This is a genomic window from Nostoc sp. (assembly GCF_036917355.1).
GTDB lineage: Bacteria > Cyanobacteriota > Cyanobacteriia > Cyanobacteriales > Nostocaceae > Nostoc.
In genome coordinates this window covers 180,757-194,116 of sequence record NZ_JBALDP010000083.1, presented here as the reverse complement: position 1 = coordinate 194,116, position 13,360 = coordinate 180,757, and the positions used below count along the sequence as shown (strand labels likewise).

14 protein-coding genes and 1 pseudogene are annotated in these 13,360 nt (G+C 39.2%); 11 read left to right on the top strand and 4 right to left on the bottom strand.

All coding sequences use genetic code 11. From position 1 onward, the window contains the following. The first annotated feature begins 362 nt into the window (after positions 1–362). From V7K53_RS26560 to V7K53_RS26550, 3 genes are all read left to right on the top strand, one after another. Entirely contained in the window at positions 363–1,220 is an 858-nt protein-coding gene (locus V7K53_RS26560; RefSeq protein ID WP_335200499.1) for a nitrate ABC transporter ATP-binding protein, read from the top strand. A 156-nt stretch (positions 1,221–1,376) separates the two neighbouring features. Beyond that, complete coding sequence (locus V7K53_RS26555; protein ID WP_335200498.1) at positions 1,377–1,856, top strand: YbjN domain-containing protein; 480 nt, start codon at positions 1,377–1,379, stop codon at positions 1,854–1,856. A gap of 694 nt (positions 1,857–2,550) precedes the next feature. After that, positions 2,551–2,901, top strand: coding sequence for a hypothetical protein (locus V7K53_RS26550; RefSeq protein WP_335200497.1), 351 nt, complete (start codon positions 2,551–2,553; stop codon positions 2,899–2,901). 193 nt (positions 2,902–3,094) lie between these two features. Here the strand turns inward: V7K53_RS26550 and V7K53_RS26545 are convergent. Continuing rightward, positions 3,095–3,481: pseudogene (locus tag V7K53_RS26545) on the bottom strand (transposase); the annotation flags it as partial. A 573-nt stretch (positions 3,482–4,054) separates the two neighbouring features. Further along, positions 4,055–4,354 (bottom strand): hypothetical protein, encoded by a 300-nt coding sequence (locus tag V7K53_RS26540; RefSeq protein WP_335200496.1) that lies wholly within the window; start codon positions 4,352–4,354, stop codon positions 4,055–4,057. Between the two features lie 165 nt (positions 4,355–4,519). Here V7K53_RS26540 and V7K53_RS26535 point away from each other — a divergent pair, with 165 nt between their 5' ends. Then, positions 4,520–6,226, top strand: coding sequence for an N-acyl-D-amino-acid deacylase family protein (locus V7K53_RS26535; RefSeq protein WP_335200495.1), 1,707 nt, complete (start codon positions 4,520–4,522; stop codon positions 6,224–6,226). 43 nt (positions 6,227–6,269) lie between these two features. Here the strand turns inward: V7K53_RS26535 and V7K53_RS26530 are convergent, their stop codons facing one another. After that, positions 6,270–6,584, bottom strand: coding sequence for a helix-turn-helix domain-containing protein (locus V7K53_RS26530; RefSeq protein ID WP_196511215.1), 315 nt, complete (start codon positions 6,582–6,584; stop codon positions 6,270–6,272). 4 nt (positions 6,585–6,588) lie between these two features. Then, positions 6,589–6,930: a type II toxin-antitoxin system RelE/ParE family toxin gene (locus tag V7K53_RS26525; protein WP_335200494.1), complete on the bottom strand. Its 342-nt coding sequence runs from the start codon at positions 6,928–6,930 to the stop codon at positions 6,589–6,591. A gap of 363 nt (positions 6,931–7,293) precedes the next feature. Here V7K53_RS26525 and V7K53_RS26520 point away from each other — a divergent pair, with 363 nt between their 5' ends. From V7K53_RS26520 to V7K53_RS26490, 7 genes are all read left to right on the top strand, one after another. Beyond that, positions 7,294–8,205 carry a hypothetical protein gene (locus tag V7K53_RS26520; protein ID WP_335200493.1) on the top strand — a complete coding sequence of 304 codons (912 nt, stop codon included), beginning with the start codon at positions 7,294–7,296 and terminating at the stop codon, positions 8,203–8,205. Positions 8,206–8,311: 106 nt separating this feature from the next. Next, entirely contained in the window at positions 8,312–8,692 is a 381-nt protein-coding gene (locus V7K53_RS26515; protein WP_335200492.1) for a helix-turn-helix domain-containing protein, read from the top strand. 278 nt (positions 8,693–8,970) lie between these two features. Further along, the gene (locus V7K53_RS26510; protein WP_335200491.1) at positions 8,971–9,384 is read left to right on the top strand and encodes an Mpo1-like protein; all 414 of its coding nucleotides are present in this window, start codon (positions 8,971–8,973) and stop codon (positions 9,382–9,384) included. Beyond that, complete coding sequence (locus V7K53_RS26505; protein WP_335200490.1) at positions 9,368–10,372, top strand: aromatic ring-hydroxylating dioxygenase subunit alpha; 1,005 nt, start codon at positions 9,368–9,370, stop codon at positions 10,370–10,372. The genes V7K53_RS26510 and V7K53_RS26505 overlap by 17 nt, the downstream gene beginning before the upstream one ends. 260 nt (positions 10,373–10,632) lie before the next feature. After that, on the top strand, positions 10,633–11,373 hold the full coding sequence (locus V7K53_RS26500; RefSeq protein WP_335200489.1) for a hypothetical protein: 741 nt from the start codon (positions 10,633–10,635) through the stop codon (positions 11,371–11,373). A 5-nt stretch (positions 11,374–11,378) separates the two neighbouring features. Beyond that, positions 11,379–12,440, top strand: a complete 1,062-nt coding sequence (locus V7K53_RS26495) for an aromatic ring-hydroxylating dioxygenase subunit alpha (protein ID WP_335200488.1) — start codon at positions 11,379–11,381, stop codon at positions 12,438–12,440. Then, positions 12,424–13,329: a ferritin-like domain-containing protein gene (locus V7K53_RS26490; protein ID WP_335200487.1), complete on the top strand. Its 906-nt coding sequence runs from the start codon at positions 12,424–12,426 to the stop codon at positions 13,327–13,329. Before V7K53_RS26495 ends, V7K53_RS26490 begins: the two co-directional genes overlap by 17 nt. Positions 13,330–13,360 lie beyond the last annotated feature (31 nt).

The window sequence follows — 13,360 nt, the reverse complement described above, 5'->3', positions numbered from 1 at the left end:
TCCGTTAACGAGTATTTGAACTGGATGAATCCACCTTTTATCTCCGTTAACGAGTATTTGAACTGGATGAATCCACCTTTTATCTCCGTTAACGATCTGACTTTTTACATCATCTGAAAAAACCAGCAAAAGACCTAACCCCCTATCCCCTTCTACACACAAATCGAATTACCCCCCTTAATCCCCCCTTTCCAAGGGGGGAAACAAGAAATCTAGTTCCCTCCCCTTTGCAAGGGGAGGGTTAGGGTGGGGTAAAACGCTAGTTAATCAGCTATTTCAGACTACGGTAGCCCTTAGAAGAACAAAGATCGGAATATTCATTTGCACATCGCCTAAATTAAGCTTTTTAATCCCCAAATACCATGCAAAACCGCAACTCAACAGCTACAAGCACACTAGGAAAACCATTCGCCCCTGCAACCACCAACCGCAGACCTTTTCTAGAAATTAAAGACGTTACCAAAGTCTATCCCACAAATAAAGGCCCCTTCACCGTACTCGACGGCGTTAATCTCAACGTTGAACAGGGCGAGTTTATTTGCGTCATCGGTCACTCTGGCTGTGGCAAATCGACGCTACTAAACATGGTATCCGGTTTTAACTTTCCCACCTCCGGGGAAGTGTTGCTGGAAGGAGAACCTATTACCAAGCCCGGCCCAGACAGAATGGTTGTCTTCCAAAACTATGCCCTGTTACCTTGGCGGACTGCTTTTGAAAACATCTACTTAGCTGTCAACGCCGTTTATCCCAACAAACCACAAGCTGAAAAAAGAGCGATCGTCCGCGATCATTTAGCAATGGTGGGACTGGCTGATGCAATGGAAAAGAAACCAATGCAAATGTCCGGCGGGATGAGACAACGGGTTTCTATCGCCCGTGCTTTGGCGATTCGTCCGAAAGTTTTAATTTTAGATGAACCTTTTGGGGCGCTGGATGCCATCACCAAAGAAGAATTACAAGAAGAATTGCTGAAAATTTGGGGCGATAACCGTTGTACAGTGCTGATGATTACCCACGACATCGACGAAGCGCTATTTTTAGCAGATAAATTGGTAATGATGACCAACGGCCCTCATGCGAAAATTGGTGAAGTTATGGAAATTCCTTTTTCTCGTCCCCGCGATCGCAGCCGCATTATGGAAGATCCCCAATACTACCAACTGCGTAACTATGCCCTAGACTTCCTCTTTAACCGCTTTGCCCATGATGATGTAGGTTAAGCGCGATCATCATTCATTTTTCCAGAATCATACCAGATGGTGGCGGGAAGAAATATGCAATCAGTAGGGGCAATTCATGAATTGCCCCTACAACTACGTCCACAAGTTATAAAGTATGTGTAGATAAAACAGCAAGTTTGTTGAGAAAAAATCTGTATGACAAGCTACCCAGAAACTCTAACTAATGACGAATCCATTAATCAGCTAATCGCCGAGACGACAGGCATTAATCATCTGGAGGTAATTGAAAATGTCATCGATTCTTTGGAACAAGATGATAGTGCGATGGTTAGCCACACTCCAGAGGGTGGTTATCTTTGGAAATTTAAGTACGGAAGTGTAGAAGTATTTGTCCAACTCAACGGGACAAGCGATGAAGACACCATAACGGTTTGGTCTGCGGTGCTAAATTTACCTGCAAAAAATGAACCTAAGCTGATGCGGTATCTTTTGGAGTTAAACTGCTCCAGCACTTTTGAAGCGCGTTTCGGTATTATCGAAAACCGGGTGGTTGTAATATCGACACGCACCTTAGCAGAGTTATCTCCTGGCGAAGTGTCCCGGCTAATTACCATTGTGGCAACGATCGCTGATAATAACGATGAAGCCTTACAAACTGAATTTGGTGCAACTTAAGGAATTTTAGATTTTAGATTGGGCTATTGCTACATCCGATGCATAGCAATCAGGTTTCAGTGAATCTATCTGCAAAGACTTTTTTCTGTGTACCAATTAAAAAGCGCCTGGGAGTGTTGCCGTGTTTCCACCCCAGACGCTTTTTATTTTTAACTTGCTCCTCACACAATTAGATATTATCACTGCTTCAATCAAAAGGCGAGTCTAGTAAGTGACACTTTTAAAACTGCACCGTCAATTGAATTTGGTTTATATTCCTTTGACTTGACCCCATCTGCATTTTAGGTGCGATCGCTCCATAAAGGCGGTTTGGTTGGCAGACTTGATAGCATTTAGCATACGTGTTGGGCTGCTGATTTCATGACACAGCCACTTTATTTATCATCACAAGCCTTAAAAATATGGGTTAGACAGGATCTAATCTTTACAAGCCGTAACGTAACTAATTAAATAATTATTAAAGATATATACATCCCGGAATTAATGCTTGAAACTTTTTATTAATCAATCAAACTCTTAAATAAATATTAGCACTCAATGCTTGTCACTGCTAATTTATAGCTGAGGTTTAACGCCTATGATATAGATCAAAACTGCACTTTTTGCAGATGCTTTAGTTTCTTTCCAGATATTAATTTAGAAATAGAAAAAACTAAATATTTCCTGTAAGTAATATAAAATTGGGAGTACTGGCATGAAATACACTTTTGATATTGTCGGAATATCTCCACTTTTGCAGTTTTTTAATCAGCAACAGCAAAATGGGCAAAAACCACCCCACCAAGGTGTGGAATACTTGGGAATGCATAAGTGTACCCTAGATACGTTTTTAGAATCGGTAGAGTCAGTTCCAGCAAAGTGGGATTGGAATCTGGATCAAGTCGTAGATACGGTGATTAAGTTTTGGTTGAATAACTCAGACAGTATTCGTTATTGGAAAGTGCGTTTAAATGATGCTGGTAAGGATAATTTACTAGTCACAAGGTTGGCAGATATAAACGCCTTACAAGCTGAATTTGAATCCCTACTAGATAAGGAGTGGTGAAGAGATAGATAGAATTGAAAAAGAACTCAGGAGGGGAGCAATCCCTGCTTCGCCTCCAGTCGAAAGGGAGCATCCCATTTTTGCAGAAATACTGATTCATGAGTGTAGTATGGGGAGAATACAATACTTACTTAAACCATAGGCATGACCCCCGAAGAAAAAGAACGGTTACAAGCAGCAGTAAAAGAAATCAAGGTAGAGACAGTTCGTCGGCGACAGCATCACCTAAATCGACCAATACAGCATAAAATAACCAAGTACTCCAAATCTGCAATTGAACGCCATTCATTGAACCAGTCCATAAGTAACTTAAACCTAAAAGTCGCTTTACAGTATTAAAAGCATCTTCAATTCTCCATCTTCGGCGGTATAAATCAGCCACAACATAGGGTGGTATAACTGTAGGGTCAAGCACACTCGTTAAATAAGAATGCCATGTCTTTCCTGAACGAATTTCAACCAGACGAAGGGTAATAAAGGGAGTTTTCTTTGTGCCAGAACCAAGATGTACCAGACGGTCTCTCAGAGAAAAGCTATCCGTGAATACTTGCTCTACATGAATCGCTGCTCCCTTCTTTATATCATGTCCGCTTGATTACTTATTAAACCCGAAGAACCCCACCCCGCCAAAGCTATGCTTTGTCTCCCCTCCCCGCTTGCGGGGAGGGGTTGGGGGTGGGGTGCAATGACTGTGGGAATCATAACTATTTAACCGGACATGATATAACCGGGTAATAAAGCTCACATTCTGAGCAATTAATTGTAGCCAAAAGTTCACGATCTCGATTAGTCTTACGGCTGCTGCTCACGGTTTTTTACAATTACTCAAGTATTTGTCTTAACTGAGTTTCACATAATTTTTTGGAAGCAAATCATCCTAGCAAACCAGCACAATGCAGATATATTTATGCTAAAATAGGTATTGACAAAATTTGCTTACTTTTAACTTGTTTCCAATGCACATTGATAATTTTATTCAGGATATCAAACCAAAAAGGCGCACCCATAGCAATAGCAAAACTACTCACTATCCAACCGCAAATTAATTTAAAAACCTGTGAAATTCTGATGTAAACTCTATTTTATTTCGTCGTATCTAATAACTCAAACTGTTGATTAATATTTTGCCATCCAATCGGTATAGAAGAATTTCCTAATAGCTTTTCAATCTCCTTTCTGGCTTCTCGATGTTAATATAATCGATTCTTTGACTTTCACTTTGAGTAATGGTAGAGCGGATAACCGAATCCTGTGACAGTCTTTTAACCAAGTGAAATGTATCAGTGTTAGTTAAAAAGGCAACTAATATTCCAATTAAAATAGCAACTCCTTTGGCATTGCGCTTATAAACACCGCTTGCTCGATCCATCAAGCGATCAGATAATTTAGGCTTACTTGATGCTTTGATTGCCACTTGCGCGGTTGGCAGAGGTGTACCTTCAACATCAAACATTACAGGGTTATACCTGACCTTATTACAGCAACCTTACACACGCTGAAGTTGGAATTAAAGAATTAGAAGATATGAGGCTAAGATAAACAAACTTTTTATTGATAAAGTGCTAGAGAATTTCAAAGCCATACCCTAAAACTTGCAAGGAAGCCAAGGGAATAAATCATGTTAGATTTGCTGATTCAAAACGGGTTAATTTTCGATGGTTTAGGCTCTCCACCTGTTCGCGGAGATATTGGCATTCAAAACGGACAGATTGTCAGCCTTGCACCCTCCTTAACTACCCCAGCGCGTGAAGTGGTTGATGGTTCTGGGTTATGGGTGACACCTGGATTCATCGACATTCATACTCATTACGATTTAGAGTTAGAAATCGCACCAGGATTGAGCGAATCAGTGCGTCATGGTGTTACCAGCGTGGTTATTGGTAACTGTAGCTTGTCTATTGCAATCGCCCAACCCCAAATCTTGGCTGATATTTTTCAGAGGGTAGAGACACTTTCCCATCGGCTAATTGCAAAATGGCTACAAAAGTCGGTTTCCTGGCAGACACCAGCAGAATATTTACAGCATTTGCAACAGTTACCCCTTGGCCCCAATGTTGCCCCAATGTTTGGACACAGTGCTTTACGCGCTTATGTGATGGGATTAGAACGCAGCTTAACGGTTCAGCCGACAAAATTTGAACTAAATCTTATGCAGCGTATAGCCAGAGATGCTTTAGACGCTGGCTTTATTGGCATTTCTATTGATATGTTTCCCTGGCATCGGATGAGTGGAGAATGGCAAGGCTGCACAATTCCCTCTCAACACGCCAAATTTAATGAATATGCAATGTTAGCGAATTTATGTCGGCGGTGCGATCGCGTTTTTCAAGTCACACCCAATTTACAACGACTTGCTTCCTTTGTAGAGATTCTGCGGATGGGTTCAGGAATTGGACAAAAACCACTGCGGCTAACAGTCCTCTCAGCCTTAGATGCCGTACACGATCGCCACCTATGGCGAATATTTTCCCCCCTACTTTTTATTTGGAATCGGCTTCTAAATGGTAATGTGCGCTTTCAAACCCTTACCGAACCCTTCACTATTTACTCTGATGGATCTGTGACTCCCTTATTTGAAGAATTCTCCACAGGCGCACAACTCAATGGCTGTCAGTCACGAGAAGAAAGACAACAACTATGGGCATCAGAAATTTTTCGTCGTCAGTTTCGCCAAGAATGGCTGAGTAAACGGCGTAAATCATTCCATCGTCGGTTAGATTTGATGGAAGTTATTCACTGTCCTGAAGCAAGTTGGCAAGGGTTAAGTTTTGCCCAAATTGCTCGTCAAAAGCAACAAGAACCAGTGGATTTATTTATCCACGCATTACAAAAATACGACACAGATTTACGCTGGGTAGCTACAGGAGCAAACGATCGCCTAAAACCCCGTTTAGCGATGATGCAGCATCCTCATATTTTGCCTGGTTTTACCGATGCTGGCGCTCACGTCCGTAACCTGGGCTACTATGATGGAGCTTTGTCTTTGCTTAAACAAGCAGTTGCAACGAAGTTCCTTTCACCTGAAGCTGCGATTTGCCGGGTTACGGGAGAACCTGCTGGTTGGTTTCGTCTTGATACGGGAGTTCTTAAAGTTGGTGCGAAAGCGGATATAGTTTTACTCGATCCCAATGCTTTAAATCAGCCAATTAGCCCCCAAGTGCAGATATCAGATCCCGTTTTAGATGGTGAACCTCGGATGGTTAAGCGTGGCTCGGATGAGATTGTACAAGGGGTTTATATTAATGGGGTTCAGGTTATTTGTCGCGGGAAAGTGAGCGATCGCTTGGGGCGTGAAAAGTTGGGAACTGTTTTGTTTCCTGCTTGAATTATCTCACGCGGAGGCTTGAGAGGGGAGCATTGAATTGCTTTTACCCCACACCAGCAATCACCTGCCCAATATCTTGAGGGGTTGCACCTGTTGCTAACATTGCCCGGATCAACAATTCAATTGATACTGAAGCATCGCCATTTTCTGCTTTAGCAATCCGAGGTTGGCTGGAACTAATCTTAGCAGCGAGTTCACTTTGAGTCATCAGTTTTTGTCGGCGCTCCTTCAAGTTTTGGCTGAGAGCTAGCTTAATTTCAACCAAGATAGTTTCTTCGGGTGTTAACTCCAAAAAATCTGAAACTGTACCAATTTTCCAGCCTTTAGATTCCAAACGTTCTCTCTTCGCTTGATCCATCATATTACTCCTGTTGATCGGTATCGTATTTGCTCAGACGCTTTTTGCAAACCTCAATTATCTTCTTGGATGTTGTTCTCGTTGTTTTATTAAAGACTTCAACAATCAAGATTGCATCGTCATCAATTCGATAAATGATTCTCCAGTTTTTATCTGCATCTCGAATACGTAATTCATGACAGCGAATTCCTATACTTGGCATAGGGCGTGAATGTGGCAACCCAATGAATTCACCTTCCTGTAATTGTCTGAGCAGAACACCCGCTTCTATGCGTGCTTCTTGAGTGAAAGGTGGGGTTTTAACTTCACCATGTAACCAAACTAAAGGCTTACTTTGATCTCCCATACTATTTTATATCATATCTGATATATCGATATAATATACCTATGAAAGGGAACTTATATTAATGGGATTCAGCTTCTTTGTGTGGGCAAGGTGAGCGATCGCCTGGGGCGTGAAAAGTTGGGAACTGTTTTGTCTCCTTGTTGAAGTATGTCACGCACAGACCAGAGGCGCAAAGATAAGTTTGAGAGTTTAGCATTATGCTAAAAATCTTAGTTCTGGTTCGATAATTAGGTTATAGTTCAATTGAGCAAGAAAAAAGCTTAATCAAAACTTACCTGACAAAAACTTTTTCGAGGTATGTCAGCAAAAACAAAGCATAGACAGACAAATAACTTTCATGTTTACTTTTAGATTCGATACAAAATGTCAGACTTAACAAGTATTGAAAAACTTAAGTTAGAAAAGCTGCTCGAAATGGGTGGTGGTTATATACTAGATTTTTCAAACAGAACCTTTCAGGAATTTATCTTAGAAAGCTTGAACATCGATATATATGATGAAAAATATAATTATCAAAGTGGCTCAAAAGCAAATCGATTAAGAAAATTTTGGAAAGAAGAACCTAATCCTATAGTAGGACAGTTACTAGAAAAATTCTTAGAATATTGGAGTACGAAGAAGTTAATATCTAATCAAGTTGTTAGCTATGAAAATAAAAACTTGTTTGACGAATGTCAAAAAATTGCTGAAAGATTAAAAGAAGGTATTGCAAGAAAATGTGATGAAGATTATTTAAAGAAAGAGCAATTTTCTTTGCTTCTATCTAAGCTGTTGTCAGAATTCGATAAGTTTGCAGGTTTAACAAATCCGGAAGATAAAAATAAACGAGGATTCTTACTTGAAGATTTACTAGAACGTATTTTTTCTCTTTATGAGATCCCAACTCAAAAGAGCTTTAAGAGGAATGAAGGTGGTGAACAAATAGACGGTGCATTTAAGCTTGAAAGCTGGTACTACTTAGTTGAATGCAAATGGACTCAAAGTCTAACAGATATACGGCAACTTGATAGCCTTTATGGTAAAATTAGTAGATCGGGTAAGCAGACATTAGGCTTGTTTCTGTCAATTAATGGTTGGTCAAAAAATGTATGCCCATTACTAAAGCAGAATTACGATAAATCAATTATTTTGATGGATGGTTATGATTTACGATGTGTTCTTGTCGAGCATAATCACTTGGATTTGAAGGATTTACTTTTGAAAAAGTTGGAGTGCTTAAATTTTGAAGGAGAACCATTTTATAGTGCAGCACAATTATTGGAAAATAACCAATAGTTCTAAATTTGGTAAAAAGTGCGATCGCTGATTAGGAATGTTAGGCTTAATTCGGGATAAAAGTTAGTATCTCTTGAAGTGACTCTATCTAAATAGAGGTTGATGTATGGAATTACGTCCAATTAGAACCCAAGCTGACGACTATCAGGAAGCTCTTCGAGAAATTAAGTTGCTGTTTGATGCCGTCCCTAATACCCCTGAATGCGATCGATTAGATGTGCTGAGTACCTTAGTAGAAGCTTACGAAAAGGCACATTTTCCTATTGAAAAACCCGATCCTATCAAAGCAATTCAATACTACATGGATACCCGTGGCTGGTCTCGTCGTGATTTGAAATCATGTCTTGGCAGTCGAGCTAGGGTATCTGAGATACTATCTCGTAAACGCTCCTTGACCTTGGAGATGATTCGGAAGTTAAATCAAGAGTTAGGTATTCCGGCTGAGATTTTGATCCAGCCTTATGATTCAGTGCAAACCTCTGCTTAAATAATGGTCAGAAAAAAAACGACGAAATATTAAACCGTGAAAAATTCCTATCTTTTTATGAATGTAAAACTTCAGACCGACAAAGACAAGCTACAGGAAAGCACTAGTATAAACATAAATAAAGAAACAGAAAAGGAAAAAGTTCTATGTTTTCATTGTCAGCGCACTGCTACGAATGGTATTAAATGTAAAGGTATTTGTGTAGCTGATAATGACTATTAAAGTATATTTGAGTAAAATTTGTGATGCAAAAAAGTGAAAATTGATAAGGTTTTGATATGAATTCTAATCCTCAACAAAGTTTGATAAATCTGATTAATAATCAAATTTTAGATCATCCTTTTACAGACTATTGGGACATTTTTATTGTTAAACATCAACATCCAATTAATATTACTCTACACATTCTAGGAATATTGTTTTTTTACAGTTTACTTTTTTATACTTGGAAGTTGCAAAACTTTTGGTTGCTCTTGGGCTTACCGTTAACTCAATTGCTCGGATTAACTGGGCATTTTTTATTTGAGCGTAGCCATATAGATTTACAAGATGCTGTATTTTCTTGGCGGGCTTCTTATTCTTTAGGTAAAATGTTATTTAGAATTTTGACGGGTAAATATCGAGATGATATTCGCCAACGACAAGAAATATTAAATAATTATCTATCAAACAATTATGCAAATCTTCAATAATTGGAATGTAATTGGTAAGGGTTGGTATATTGCCTGTCCTAGTCATGAAATCCCCAGAAAAATAGCAAAATCTGTAGACGTATGCGGTCAGAAAATTGCCATTTTTAGAGGTGAAGATGGGCAAGTGCGGGCTTTAGATGCTTACTGTCCTCATTTGGGGACAGATTTAGGAATTGGGAAGGTTGATGGTAATTTGATTCGTTGTGCATTTCATCATTGGGCATTTGATGAAACAGGGCTTTGTCAAAATATTCCCTGTCAATCAGAAATTCCTAGTCAAGCTAAATTACAGGCTTATGTAACAGAAGAAAAGTATGGATTTATCTGGATTTATCCAGATGCTAAAGCACCAGAGGGAGTGGCTGATTTTGATGAATTGAAAGATAAGGAAATTGTTGCACAAGCTGATATTGCATTTGAAAGAAGTTGCCATCATCATATTTGTATGATGAATGGAATTGATGCTCAACATTTAAAAACAATTCATCATTTAGATATCAAAATGGAACTGTCGCTAGATCGCAGCGAATTAGGGACACAAATTGACTTTACAATGCAGGGAAAATTCCCTCAAACCACTTGGAGAGAAAAGTTAGGTCAAAGATTTCTTGGTTCTACATATCAGTATTCAATGCGTTATGCTCATGGTTGCATTGGTTTGTTAACAATGATGAAAGATGTCAGGCTTTTTCCGCCACTGTTTATGATATATGCTTATACTCCAATTGCACCTGGAAGAACGAGAATTCAACCGATTTATGTAACTGAAAAACGTCAAGGTATTGTGGGATATCTGCAAAGTCAGTTTTTGTTATTCTGTACTCGGTTAGCTTACTATATGCTCAGAGATGAGGATGGTAAAATTTACGACAATATTCGCTTTAATCCGAAATTACTGCTTAGTATCGATCGTCCATTAGCTGAATATATGGAGTATGTAAATCAGCTAAAACCGTCTCGATGGTCCAAAAATAGGGGTGTAGAATAGTAGGTTAGATTAGCGATCGCGTAATCCAACAAAAGCTTTGGTAATGTTGCGTTTTGTTTCTCAATCTAAATACATCTTAATTATTTTGTAGAGTGCGTGATTTACATCAACTCTGATTCAAAAGGTGCAAGATGTGAATACGGAATTGTAGCGTAAATAACCATTCTGGAATCTGTCACATTACACCGTAAATTTACCATAATGGTCGATAAAGTTTTAATTAAATATAATACAAATCGAATCTAAGTAATTTACGAGTAATGAAAAGTTTGCTGATTCCTGTTCAAAATTTGCAGCCAAGCGATCGCATCGCCATGTATGCGTTGCTGCAAAATCACTTCCAAGGTATAACCTGGGATGGGTTTCAAATGGATCTAGAGCGCAAAAACTGGGCTTTGTTGTTGAGAGATGAGACATCCAACGCACTCAAAGGATTTTCAACTCTGATGTTATGCCAAACAACTTTTTTGGGGGAAAAAATTAGTGTGGTGTATTCTGGCGACACTATTGTTGATCCTAGTGCTTGGTCGAGTACAACACTACCACGTAGTTGGATTGCCGCCATCAATTTTCTGCGTCAACACTATGCAGAAAATAAACTTTACTGGCTGCTAATTTGCTCTGGTTTTCGCACTTATCGTTTTCTCCCTACTTTTTGGCAAGATTTCTATCCGCGTTATGATGTTACAACACCTGCCGATGTAACAAATCTGATGGTGAGTTTAGCACGCGAATACTATGGTAGTTTATACCAAGAATTAACTGGTATCGTCAATTTTCCGCATCCCCAAATTCTCTGTGAGGGGTTAATTGAAATCCCTACAGGAAGACAGACTAACCCCCATATACAATTTTTTGAAGAAAAAAACCCCGGCTATCGATTAGGGGATGAATTAGTTTGTTTAACTGAAATTAACTATGACAATCTCACTCGTGCTGGAAAACGGATGTGGGAGTCAGAATCATCGTTGCAATTTGTGCAAGATTGTGTTCTCATTTAACTTTTATGGTATCTACAAACCAACAATCAAACTTTAACAATCCGACACAATTTATAGAGGGATGGTACTGGGCATTAGCATCAAAAAAATTAAAAATTGCCAAGGTAAAAGCTATAACTTTACTAGGTAGAAATCTGGCAATTTATCGGGGAGTTAGTGGTCAGGTAGTAGCTATAGATGCTTATTGTCCACACATGGGCGCACATTTGGCAGAAGGTAAGGTAGAAGGTGATGGAATTCGCTGCTTTTTTCATAATTGGAAGTATGACAGTCGCGGAATTTGTATAGATGTTCCTTCTCTCGGAAAACCGCTATCTGTCTGTATTAAAACTTGGCATACGGCAGAAAAGTACGGCATGATTTGGATTTGGGTGGGAGAAGAAAAGCCAAGTTTACTGCCTTTTGTGCCAGAATTAGAACAGGCAGATTGTGATTATATATTGGGGACTCGGTTTGTTAAAAACTGCCATCCCAATGTCTTACTAATTAATGCGATTGATGCTCACCATTTCAATACAGTACACAATTTACCTTTAGAGATTGTATTTGATTCTCAAAACCTCAACCCTAACGCTATTACCTTCAGCAATACTACATGGGGAGGGGATGATTCTTGGTTAATTCGCCTGATTCGTCCTCTATATCGCAACGAAGTTACTTATAGTATGTGTTACTGGTATGGTAGCACTGGCACTGTGACGCTAGGCCCGGATTTTCTGCATTTCTACATTATATTTACACTGCGAATGATAGAAGGTGGTAAAACAGAAGGGCAAACAATCCTAGTCACTCCCAAGCGTCCGGGATTTTGGGGATGGGTTTTAAATCGTGGTTTGTTATGGTTAACCCAGCAGGTTGGTAATTACTTCGCCAAAGGGGATACACAGGTATTTCAAACAATTCAGTTTGATTTAAAGACACCCACTAAAGCAGATCAATCTATTCTGGAATTTATTCAGCACGTTAATCACCAGAAAGCTTTAACCTGGGGAACTTGGGAAACTGTTAATTATCCAAATATTCAAACCCTATCAACACCTAGCCCTGAACATGGATTCAAAATATAACATTGTCGGTTTTAATCTACCACACACAGATTCCGATGACCGTTTACGACGAATATTAACCGCAGCATTACCCAATCAGAATAATTATGATAATTACCCACAATTAAATTATTGGTATACTGAATTTTTTAACTTACATAAAGTAAAACTTTTTCAACAATCTAATATTAATGAACAATCTGCTATTCTGGAACTTTCTAACCGCAGTCTGTTAGAAGAATCATATTTCATTGAGAAAGCAGGCGTTGGCTACATGGCAAAAATGGTACTATTAGCCGAAACAGTTGAAGAACGAATCCTTTATGGTTTGTTTACGGCTGATGAAGCTACCCACCTTCACCAAATTAGCCATTTTTTACCACAAATGGAAGTAATTAATACAGACGATCCGTTTTTGCGCTTACTATCAGAAGTTGTTGAAAGTGCAGATAAAACAGTTTTGTTGTTTGTGCTGCAAGTCGTTTTAGAAGGATGGGGTTTAAGCCATTATCGGCGTTTAGCAAAGGAATGCCACTATCCAGTTTTAGCAGAACTTTTTTCCAGTTTTTTACAATCTGAATCCCGTCATCACGCTACGGGAACCACCTTGTTTAATCAAATTACTGTTTCAGCATTCAGTCAAACAACAATTCTCGATGTATTGGCACAGTTTTTATTTATGGTACAGGTGGGGCCACAAAGCGTACTAACAGCAGTCGAACAAGTGAAAGGATATTTGACGCGATCGCAAAAAATCCAAATCTTAGAAGAACTAGATACAGAGACTCATAGCGGAACGCGATTACAAATATTGCGATCGCTCATGGGGGGAACATCAGCCCAGTCTATCCTGCAACATTTAGAAGAACGCGGAGCCTTTGAACCACTCCCCGCCTATCAATGTGTGTAATAAATATTAATCTTATCTCTGCGTGAAATAA

Excerpts from the sequence above, each read along its gene's own strand:
- V7K53_RS26535 (WP_335200495.1), top strand. The coding sequence starts at position 4,520 with ATGTTAGATTTGCTGATTCAAAACGGGTTAATTTTCGATGGTTTAGGC.
- V7K53_RS26525 (WP_335200494.1), bottom strand. The coding sequence starts at position 6,930 with ATGGGAGATCAAAGTAAGCCTTTAGTTTGGTTACATGGTGAAGTTAAA.
- V7K53_RS26510 (WP_335200491.1), top strand. The coding sequence starts at position 8,971 with ATGAATTCTAATCCTCAACAAAGTTTGATAAATCTGATTAATAATCAA.
- V7K53_RS26490 (WP_335200487.1), top strand. The coding sequence starts at position 12,424 with ATGGATTCAAAATATAACATTGTCGGTTTTAATCTACCACACACAGAT.
- V7K53_RS26555 (WP_335200498.1), top strand. The coding sequence starts at position 1,377 with ATGACAAGCTACCCAGAAACTCTAACTAATGACGAATCCATTAATCAG.
- V7K53_RS26530 (WP_196511215.1), bottom strand. The coding sequence starts at position 6,584 with ATGGATCAAGCGAAGAGAGAACGTTTGGAATCTAAAGGCTGGAAAATT.
- V7K53_RS26505 (WP_335200490.1), top strand. The coding sequence starts at position 9,368 with ATGCAAATCTTCAATAATTGGAATGTAATTGGTAAGGGTTGGTATATT.
- V7K53_RS26520 (WP_335200493.1), top strand. The coding sequence starts at position 7,294 with ATGTCAGACTTAACAAGTATTGAAAAACTTAAGTTAGAAAAGCTGCTC.
- V7K53_RS26515 (WP_335200492.1), top strand. The coding sequence starts at position 8,312 with ATGGAATTACGTCCAATTAGAACCCAAGCTGACGACTATCAGGAAGCT.
- V7K53_RS26500 (WP_335200489.1), top strand. The coding sequence starts at position 10,633 with ATGAAAAGTTTGCTGATTCCTGTTCAAAATTTGCAGCCAAGCGATCGC.
- V7K53_RS26550 (WP_335200497.1), top strand. The coding sequence starts at position 2,551 with ATGAAATACACTTTTGATATTGTCGGAATATCTCCACTTTTGCAGTTT.
- V7K53_RS26495 (WP_335200488.1), top strand. The coding sequence starts at position 11,379 with ATGGTATCTACAAACCAACAATCAAACTTTAACAATCCGACACAATTT.
- V7K53_RS26560 (WP_335200499.1), top strand. The coding sequence starts at position 363 with ATGCAAAACCGCAACTCAACAGCTACAAGCACACTAGGAAAACCATTC.
- V7K53_RS26540 (WP_335200496.1), bottom strand. The coding sequence starts at position 4,354 with ATGTTTGATGTTGAAGGTACACCTCTGCCAACCGCGCAAGTGGCAATC.